This window comes from Paracraurococcus lichenis (genome assembly GCF_030657435.1).
GTDB classification, from domain to species: Bacteria; Pseudomonadota; Alphaproteobacteria; order Acetobacterales; family Acetobacteraceae; genus Paracraurococcus; species Paracraurococcus lichenis.
Genome location: NZ_JAUTWS010000130.1, coordinates 1 through 8,800 on the forward strand (window position 1 = coordinate 1; position 8,800 = coordinate 8,800).

An 8,800-nucleotide genomic window follows, 5' to 3' on the forward strand; every position below is an offset into this window, starting at 1 on the left:
GAGCGGACGAGCCAACGTCCGCTCTCCCAGCCTGGGCTATCTCACGTCCCTCACCAACAGCAGACGGTCATCCCAGGCCGGGATACCCCATCTCATCCACATGCCAACGGCGGCTGCGTGCACCACCCTTTCCACGACGGCGCCGGCGCAGTTCGTCGGCGAGCAGCGGCGCGAGCTTCGCCTCCCACTCGCGGACGGCCTCATAGCTGAAGACGATGCCGCGGATGAGGAACATCTCGGCCAGGTCGCGCAGGGTCAGCCGGTAGCGCAGCCGCCACAGCACCACGAGCGCGATCACGTCCGAAGGGTACTGGGCATGGTTCAGCACGGTGCCGGAGCGCTCATTGTACTGCTTACTGCAGGTCCGGCAGCGGAACCGGCGATAGCCCTGGGCAGTGCGCTCCGGCCGCTCGGTCACCTCGCTCGAGCCGCAGGCCACACAGTCCATCCCCACCCTCCGTCCCCATCAAGCCCAGAACCGGAGCCTATCAGCCCGACCCTGGCCGGCCAAACGAGCCCACTGGCGCGAAGCCTGACAAAACCTTCCTGTCGGTGCTCCGGGCCGGCCACGGCGAGTACACCATCAACGCGGCGGCGCTGGAGTACATGCGCAGCCGCGCGCTGGCCGGACCGGTGGTCGAGCAACTGGCAGCGCATCCGGCCAAGGTCTTTGCCGACGAGGCCGCCTGGAAGGCGCACCTCGCCTCTCTCGGCATCGACCGGCTGGCGGTCACCCCCGAGCCGGTGCGGATCGCCACCGAAGGGGCGCTCTGGGGCACCATCCAGGCGCATGGGCTGCTGCAGGGGACGGTGATCGTCTCCGACGATGCCGGCCAGTTCCGCCTCGGCGAACACGCGCTCTGTTGGGTCCATGCGGAGCGGCTGGTGCACAAGCTGGTGCCGGCGAATGACCAGCAGCGCCGGGCCATCGAGCTGACGCGAACCCTGATCTGGTGGCTCTATGCCGACCTGAAGGCCTGGCAACGCGAGCCCTGTCCCCGGCGGGCCGCCGCGCTCAGGGCCCGGTTCGACCGGATCTTCACCCGCCGCACCGGCACTGTCGTGCTCGATCGCCTGCTGGCCCGCCTGCACCGGCGCAAGGCCGAACTGCTGCGGGTGCTGCAGCGGCCAGAGATCCCACTACACACCAATGGCTCCGAAAACGACATCCGCGCCTGCGTCACCAAGCGCAAAGTCTCCGGCGGCACCATGAGCGAGGATGGCCGCACCGCCCGCGACGTGCTGCTCGGCCTGATGAAGACCTGCCGCAAGCTCGGCCTCTCGTTCTACCGCTACCTCGGCGACCGCCTGCGCGTCCCGGGCGCCATGCCCGTCCCGCCGCTACCCGATCTCATCCGTCAGGCCGCTGCCTCAGCCTGACCAACCAGCCGTGCCCGCGAATCTGCCCCGGGTACGGCCGCGGCCCTGTAAGCTGCTGACCCGAAACAGCTTTCCGAAAGGCGGTGTCCAAGTCGGGCCAGGCGCACTGGGCCGGGCCCGACGGGTCGGTCGAGCCAAATATCATCCAGGATGACATTATCGACCTCGACCCGGATGGCTTCGTGGCCACCACCCGGGGCCGCTACGGCGCCACCTGGGCGCACTGGCAGCTCGCGCTGGCCTACGCCCGGTATCTCTCGCCGGAGTTCCACCTCTGGTGCAACACGGTCGTCCGCGACGCCCTGACGTGGCACGCCGGCCTGCCTGCGGCGGATGGCGATCCGCTGCTGCCGCACCTCGCCGAGCACTTCCGCAAGGTGCATGGCCGGCTCGACATCCTCGACCGGCATGTGGCGGACCTGATGTTCCTGGTCCTCTCGGCCCAGGAGATCATGCTCGGCAACCGGCTGGAGTTCACGCCCCTGACCCGGTCCATCCTGACCAGGGTGGTGGCGGCCGAGCCCTTCGGCGGCCAGTGCCCCTGCTGCCTGCGCGAGCCCGTTCTCACCGAGGCTGGCCAACCCGCATCCGGCGCCGCCTTCGACCACTTCTTCCACCGCGGCCTGAACCGGCCGGAGCATGGCTGGTTGATCTGCGCGGCGTGTCATGCCGAGCTGACCTGCGGCAGCTACCTCGTCCGCTTCACCCGGGTACCCGAGTTCCGCGCCTTCCAGGCCGCGGTGCTCGAGCACCGGCGCCGCGAGCGAGCAGCGCCTGACAGCGAGACGCGATAGCCCACCCCAGCCCTCCCCAGCGGAGGGCAAAGCAAGAGCCCCATGACCTCACGCCGAGGTCATGGGGCTTTTCGCGTTTCAAGCCCCGGGCCTTGTCCTGGTGCCGTCGGTGGTCGCCGGGACGCGGGTTGCCTCGGCTCACTGCGCGTCCATGGTGACGACGACCACGTTGCTCATCGACGCGTTCTCGATGCTGGGGTTCATGGCAGGCGAGCCCGGTCCGACCAGCTTGGCGTCATGCTATCCTGACCAGACGACACGAGGGATACAGGGGAGCAACGCCATGCGCCGCCGGCACCTGCTGCTGGGCCTCACCCTGCCGCCGGCCTCTCCCGCGCTCGGACAGGATCTGCCGCGCAGCATCCGCCTCGTCGTACCCTTCGCCGCCGGTGCTTCGTCCGACACCTTGGCGAGGCTCATCTCCGCGAGGCTCGCGGAGTTGCTCGGCGCCGGCATCGTTGTCGACAACCGTGCCGGCGCGGGCGGGCTGATTGCCGCGCAAACAGTGGCCCGCGCGGCACCGGACGGATCGACCCTGCTCTGGGGCGGCAGCACGGCGATCATCCATGCCGTGATGGGGTGCGATCCTGGCTACGACGTGCTCTGCGACTTCACGCCTATCGCTACCATCGTGGAGCATCCGGCCTTGCTGGCCGTGCGGATCGCGGCGCCTTGGCAGGACTATCGGGCACTATTCGCCGCCGCACGCGGTGCACCGGCGGGTGCGCTTCGCTACGGGTCGGGCGGTGTTGGCACGCCCGCGCACATGGCGGCTGCGGCCATGTTGAAGGCCATCGGCGTCGAGGGCACGCATGTACCCTATCGCGGCGCTAACCAGGCGACCTTGGCCGCGGAGACAGGCGAAGTGGACTTCGCTTTCGCCATCAGCAAAATCGTCATGCCTCGCATGCTGCAGGGCGCCGTGCGGGTGCTGCTCTCGACGGCGGCGCGGCGCATACCCGCACTGCCGGAGGTACCGACCTTGAGGCAGGCGGTCCCGGACGGACCGGTGATCGTCAGCGGGTCGTCGCTTGTCGGGCCGGCCGGCATGCCCCCAGCACTCGTCGCGCGGATCCATCGGGCGGTGAATCGTATCGTCACGGACGACGCCGCCCTGCGCGAGGTGCTGACGCGGGAGGGCGGCGACATCACCCTATCCGAGACACCCGCGGCCTACGCCGCCGAATGGCCGCAAGAGGTCGCACGCATGCGCCGGCTGGTGGAGGTGTCCGGAGCACGCATGGAGTGAACGCGACAAGGTTCTTCACGCCGTTCGCGCGATTTTCGAGGGCGGCCGCCATCCAGCGAACAACCCGGGCCAAGCCAGCGCGTTGTTGCGCAACCATGCCTAAACAGGATCCGCTCAGCCGGTACCGCGCCAGGCGCGACTTCGCCCGCACCGCCGAACCGCCCGGGACGGCAGTCCAACACCCAGCGCGGCGCGGCCCGCGCTCGCCAGCCCTGCGGTTCGTCGTCCAGAAGCACGCGGCGACCCGGCTGCACTTCGACCTGCGGCTCGAGGTGGACGGGGTGCTGAAGTCCTGGGCGGTGACGCGCGGCCCTTCGCTCGATCCCGCCGACAAGCACCTCGCCGTCGAGGTGGAGGACCACCCGCTGGAGTATCGCAGCTTCGAGGGCACGATCGACGCCGGCTACGGCGCCGGCACGGTCCTGCTCTGGGACGAGGGCACCTGGGAACCCGCACCCGAGGTGGAGGATGCGGCCGCCGCGCTGGCCGCGGGCAACCTGAAGTTCGTGCTGCACGGCCAACGGCTGCGCGGCGGCTGGGACCTGGTGCGCATGAAGCCGCACCCGAAGCAGCGCCAGCCGCAGTGGCTGCTGATCAAACGCCGGGATGTCGAGGCGCGGCCCGGCGAGGGAGGGCGGCGGGTCGAGGAGGCCCTGACGTCTGTCGCCTCCGGCCGCACCATGGAGCGGATCGCCGCGGGCAAGCACAGGGATGGCCGGCCGTGCGGTGAGCATAGCCGAAGGAGGGGAGGCGGCGGCGCAGCGTACTGCCAGCATGGGTGCCGGCGAGCACGGCCAGAAAGGCCACAATGGTCACCGGCGTCGCTGGCAGCGCGGTGATGCCCGTGCCCTGCCCCAAGCTTCGAAGGCCGCCCAGTCTGTGGAATAGGCGGCGAGCGTGGCCTGCCCAGCGCCTGGCGGGCATAGCCGGCAAGCGCGGGCAACCTCGGCGGCGGACAGAAGGGCGGGTGCGGACATCGGGCGATCGCAGCGACTTGCCGGCAGCAGGGTGCAAATTAGGGCAGCGGGTCAACAGGTTCCGGAGGGGCGGATAGAGCCGCCCTCTTACGAGATCGCACTGCACCCTTTCCGATCCAAGTCTTGCTCAGGCAGGGTCGGCCGTCATGCTGTACCCCACCCTGTCCATGATTCTGCTGCTCGCGTTGTCGATCGCAGGTCTGAGCGTCGCTGCCCAGCGGCTGCACGCGGCCACGCCGATCCTCATGCTAGGGGCAGGTATTGTCGCCTCCTTCCTTCCGGGGCTGCCGGCCGTCGCGCTTGATCCCGAGTTTGTTTTACTTGTGACACTTCCGCCACTGCTCTACGCCTCTGGCGTCGGCATGAGCTGGCGCGGCTTCCATTCCAATCTGCGGCCAATCCTGTTGTTGGCGGTCGGCTGCGTGCTGTTCACCGCCAGCGGCGTTGCCGCGGCCGTTCACTACCTCTTCGCTATGCCATGGGCAGTTGGCTTCGTGCTCGGCGCGATCGTCGCACCACCCGATGCGGTCGCACCCATGGCGATTGCGCGCAGGCTCGGGCTGCCGAGACGGCTGATCACGGTGCTTGAAGGCGAGAGCCTCGTGAATGACGCGACTGCGCTCGTGCTGTTCAGCTTCTCGCTCGGGGCGATGTCCACCGGCGACTTCTCGCTCACTGATGCCGCACTCCGCTTCATGGCCATCGTCGCGGGTGAGATCGCCTATGGGATCATAGTCGGTTGGACGATGCTACGGTTGCGCCACCTTGCCTTTGACCCGCGCGCCGAGGTGTTGCTGGCACTCGCCACTCCGTTCATCGCCTTTTGGCCGCCGCATGGCCTCGGCGGGTCCGGTGTGGTCGCCTGTGTGGCAGCCGGCCTCTGGGTATCCTGGAACGGGCGCAGGTTGATCCGTTCCGCCACACGCTTGCAGGGCTTCTTCGTCTGGGATCTCGTAACCTGGGTGGTCGAGGCGCTGGTGTTCTTGCTGACCGGATTGCAGGCTCGCATCGTGATCGGCGCGCTGGCCAGCAACGGATTGGCCCACGCGCTCGCAGTTGGTTTGGTGATCAGTGCGACAGTGATCGTCGTACGCTTCGCCTGGGTGTTCCCGGCGACCTACCTGCCCCGCCTCATTCCGGCCGTGAGACTGCGCGACCCATACCCCGATTGGCGTTTGCCTTTTCTTGTTGGGTTCACCGGGCTACGCGGTGTGGTAAGTCTCGCTGCTGCGCTCTCGATCCCATCAGCGCTGAATGGTGAGCCGTTCCCACAACGTGACACCGTATTGTTCGCAACATTCATCCTCATCGTGATCACGCTTGCAGGTCTCGGGGCATTGATGCCACTCGTGATCCGATGGCTCGGCCTCTCGCGCACCGGCGCGGCCGAGGCGGCTGCAAACAAGCACGACGAACGGGCGGTGCGCCTGGAAGGTATCGACGCTGCGCTTGCCACGCTGAATCGGGTCGAGGCGGCAGGAGCGCTGGCTTCGGTTGTGGACGCGCTGCGCCGTCAATACAACGACCGCCAGCACCATCTTGCCGTCACTGCAGACGAGGCGGTCGCCGATGATCCAGTTGCAGCCGGGAGCGCTCTCCAACTCCAGCTTATCGAAATCGAACGCCAGGTAATTGGGCATGCCTATGAGGAGAACCGCCTTACCGACGAGGCCCGCCGTCGCATCGAGCGCGAGATCGACCTTGAAGAAGCTCGCGTCCGCCACGCGCTTGCGAGCGCGGGCCCTGCCGACGGTGGCGATCCTGGTAGCTAGATGTTTGGTCCCGGCATTTGGTGGTGCGGGATTGCGGTGAACCTGTGGGGCTCGGCGGCCCATGGTCGGCAGATGAACTCGTAGGGGGTGAGGCCCTTCAGCGTCTTGAGCCACCTGGCGTAGTTGTAGGCGTCGAGGAACAGAGCGAGGTGGCTGCGGAGCTCGTCATGGCTGGCGTAGTGATAGCGCCGGACGGGTCCGAGGCAGCGCCTCGAACCCTTCAGCGTCCTGTTCATCCTTTCGACCTGCCCGTTCGTCCACGGGTGATGAGGCTTGGTCAGGCGATGCTCAATGTGGTTCTGCGCGCAGGCGAGCTCAAAGGAGTGAGCCCGGAACAGCTCACCACGATCCATGGCTTCGCGGATGAGCGGTGCGGCTGACGCGATGTCGCCGGGGGTGGTGAAGTGGATCCCGTTGTCGGTGAGCACGGTGTCCACTCGGTAGGGCACGGCTTGCAGGAGAGCTCGGAGGAAGTCGCCCGCGACCCGCGTGGTGGCCCGTTCGTGCAGTTGGACGAAGGCGAACCTCGAGGTGCGGTCGATGGCCACGAAGAGACGGAGCTTGCCCTGCTCGGTCCTGACCTCGGCGATGTCGATGAAGCCGATCGGGAGATTAGGCCGTGACATTTTGATGGTCTTTTGTTCGTAGCAGGGACAAGCTGACCAGGTCAGGGGCGCGAAACCGCGCAGCACGAACCGGGAGGCTCTGCGATGACGATGCGGCCCGATCCAACCTTCTATGCATCCCCAAAACTCGCGATGGAAGCGCCGGTGGAGGACTTCGCTTACACGCTATTGCTGTGCCCGGATTGTTCGAAGCCTGACGCGCTCGCCGTCATCGACGTGAGACCAGGGTCTTCCACTTTCAGCCAAGTGGTTCACACGGTGTCGATGCCAAACAATGGGGATGAGTTCCACCACTTCGGCTGGAACGCCTGCTCGTCGTCGCTGTCGCCCCTGACTGGGCATGCCTTCTTAAAGCGGCGCTACCTCATCATCCCAGGCCTGCGCTCTTCGCGCATTTACATCGTGGACACGAAGCCTCATCCGACAAAGGCAAGGATCCACAAGATCATCGAGCCTGAGGAGGTCTTCAAGAAGACCGGGTATTCGCGGCCTCACACAGTCCACTGCGGTCCCGAGGGGATTTATATCAGTACGCTTGGTGGTGGCGGCAAGGATGGCACCGACGGTCCACCAGGCATCTTCATCATGGATTGCGAGACCTTTGAGATCCTCGGTCGCTGGGAGATCGATCGTGGACCGCAGACACTGCACTACGATTTCTGGTGGAACCTGCCGCGCGACTACATGGTATCGAGCGAGTGGGCACTGCCGCCTCAGTTCGAGAATGGCATCGTCCCTACAGACCTCCTGTCCAACAAATACGGGCACCGCCTCCACTTTTGGAATTTGCGTGGCCGCCGGAACGTGCAGACGATCGACCTCGGAGCGAACCATCAAATGGCGCTTGAGGTGCGTCCTGCACACGATCCCATAAAGGAGTACGGCTTCGTTGGCGTTGTCGTCGATACGACCAACCTGGAAGGCTCGATCTGGACGTGGTGGCGCGAGGGCGGCCGGTTCCACATCGAGAAGACAGCGACCATTCCTGCCGAGCCCGCGCCAAAGGAGCAACTTCCGCCGCTGCTGCAGGGCTTTGGGGCCGTGCCGCCGCTGGTCACTGACATCGATCTCTCCATCGACGACAAGTTCCTCTACGTCTCCTGCTGGGGAACGGGTGAGATGCGGCAGTACGACGTCTCAGACCCTCGAAAGCCAAAGCTTGCCGGATCGGTCCACATTGGCGGCATCGCGCGGTGCACGCCCCACCCCAACGGCAAGGCCTACGCGGGCGGCCCACAGATGGTCGAGATCAGCCGCGACGGAAAGCGCGTCTACTGGACCAACTCGCTCTACTCCACGTGGGATGATCAGTTCTACCCGGCAGCGATGCCTGCGGCACAGGTCATGGCCAGAGCTGCGCCGGGCGGTGGTCTCGAGCTAGCCAACGATTACTGGGTTCCCTTCCCCGAGGGATACCGAGCGCATCAGATCCGGCTCGAAGGGGGCGACTGTTCGACCGACTCGTTCTGCTACCCGTCAGTGTAAGCCTTGAGCAACGCCGACTGGACACCGTTCAGTCTCTGGATGGCTGTCGTGGCGAGCGGTCTCTACCATGGGATCAATCCGGCGATGGGCTGGCCGCTCGCGGTATCAGCCGCGGTGATGGAGCGAAGTTCTCGAGCCTTTCTTGCGGCGCTTGGCTATCTGACGGTCGGGCATTTTCTGGCAATGCTCGTAGTCGTGGTACCCTTTGCCGTGCTGGCTCTGCTGCTCGCATGGCAGAGAGAGATTCAGATTGGCGCGAGCGTCCTCGTCGTCAGCTTCGGCATCTTTCGGCTTATTTGGCGACGGCATCCACGGCTGCTGGCCCGGATCCGACCAACTCAGCTCGGCTTGTGGTCCTTCGCCATTGCTATCGCGCATGGTGCCAGCCTCATGCTCGTGCCGATCTATCTCGGTCTCTGCCGGTCGTCCGATATGGACCTAGGTCACCCAGCAGCAGGAGCACTGATAAGTACAAACCTGACGATGGCGCTGCTCGTTTCCGTCGTTCATGCCGGCG

8 protein-coding genes and 1 pseudogene are annotated in these 8,800 nt (G+C 66.2%); 7 read left to right on the plus strand and 2 right to left on the minus strand.

What is annotated here, in order from left to right:
• Positions 1-67: 67 nt before the first annotated feature.
• Entirely contained in the window at positions 68-448 is a 381-nt protein-coding gene (locus Q7A36_RS36490; RefSeq protein ID WP_305108720.1) for a hypothetical protein, read from the minus strand.
• A gap of 104 nt (positions 449-552) precedes the next feature.
• Here Q7A36_RS36490 and Q7A36_RS36495 point away from each other — a divergent pair, with 104 nt between their 5' ends.
• The 5 genes from Q7A36_RS36495 (at position 553) to Q7A36_RS36515 (ending at position 6,172) form a co-directional block, all read left to right on the plus strand.
• The gene (locus Q7A36_RS36495; protein WP_305108714.1) at positions 553-1,380 is read left to right on the plus strand and encodes an IS66 family transposase; all 828 of its coding nucleotides are present in this window, start codon (positions 553-555) and stop codon (positions 1,378-1,380) included.
• Positions 1,381-1,562: 182 nt separating this feature from the next.
• Positions 1,563-2,174 carry a KilA-N domain-containing protein gene (locus Q7A36_RS36500; protein ID WP_305108715.1) on the plus strand — a complete coding sequence of 204 codons (612 nt, stop codon included), beginning with the start codon at positions 1,563-1,565 and terminating at the stop codon, positions 2,172-2,174.
• A gap of 151 nt (positions 2,175-2,325) precedes the next feature.
• On the plus strand, positions 2,326-3,423 hold the full coding sequence (locus Q7A36_RS36505) for a tripartite tricarboxylate transporter substrate binding protein (protein WP_305108716.1): 1,098 nt from the start codon (positions 2,326-2,328) through the stop codon (positions 3,421-3,423).
• Positions 3,424-3,518: 95 nt separating this feature from the next.
• Positions 3,519-4,262: a DNA polymerase ligase N-terminal domain-containing protein gene (locus tag Q7A36_RS36510; protein ID WP_305108717.1), complete on the plus strand. Its 744-nt coding sequence runs from the start codon at positions 3,519-3,521 to the stop codon at positions 4,260-4,262.
• Between the two features lie 284 nt (positions 4,263-4,546).
• Positions 4,547-6,172 (plus strand): Na+/H+ antiporter, encoded by a 1,626-nt coding sequence (locus Q7A36_RS36515; protein ID WP_305108718.1) that lies wholly within the window; start codon positions 4,547-4,549, stop codon positions 6,170-6,172.
• On the opposite strand, the pseudogene Q7A36_RS36520 reads toward Q7A36_RS36515, so the two are convergent.
• Positions 6,169-6,780, minus strand: a pseudogene (locus tag Q7A36_RS36520) (DDE-type integrase/transposase/recombinase); the annotation flags it as partial. The gene Q7A36_RS36515 and the pseudogene Q7A36_RS36520 sit on opposite strands and share 4 nt — an antisense overlap.
• A gap of 102 nt (positions 6,781-6,882) precedes the next feature.
• Between Q7A36_RS36520 and Q7A36_RS36525 the strand changes: the two are divergent.
• The gene (locus Q7A36_RS36525; RefSeq protein ID WP_305108719.1) at positions 6,883-8,283 is read left to right on the plus strand and encodes a selenium-binding protein SBP56-related protein; all 1,401 of its coding nucleotides are present in this window, start codon (positions 6,883-6,885) and stop codon (positions 8,281-8,283) included.
• Positions 8,284-8,286: 3 nt separating this feature from the next.
• Positions 8,287-8,800 (plus strand): hypothetical protein (locus tag Q7A36_RS36530; protein ID WP_456306841.1); only part of this gene is annotated, 514 nt, incomplete at its 3' end.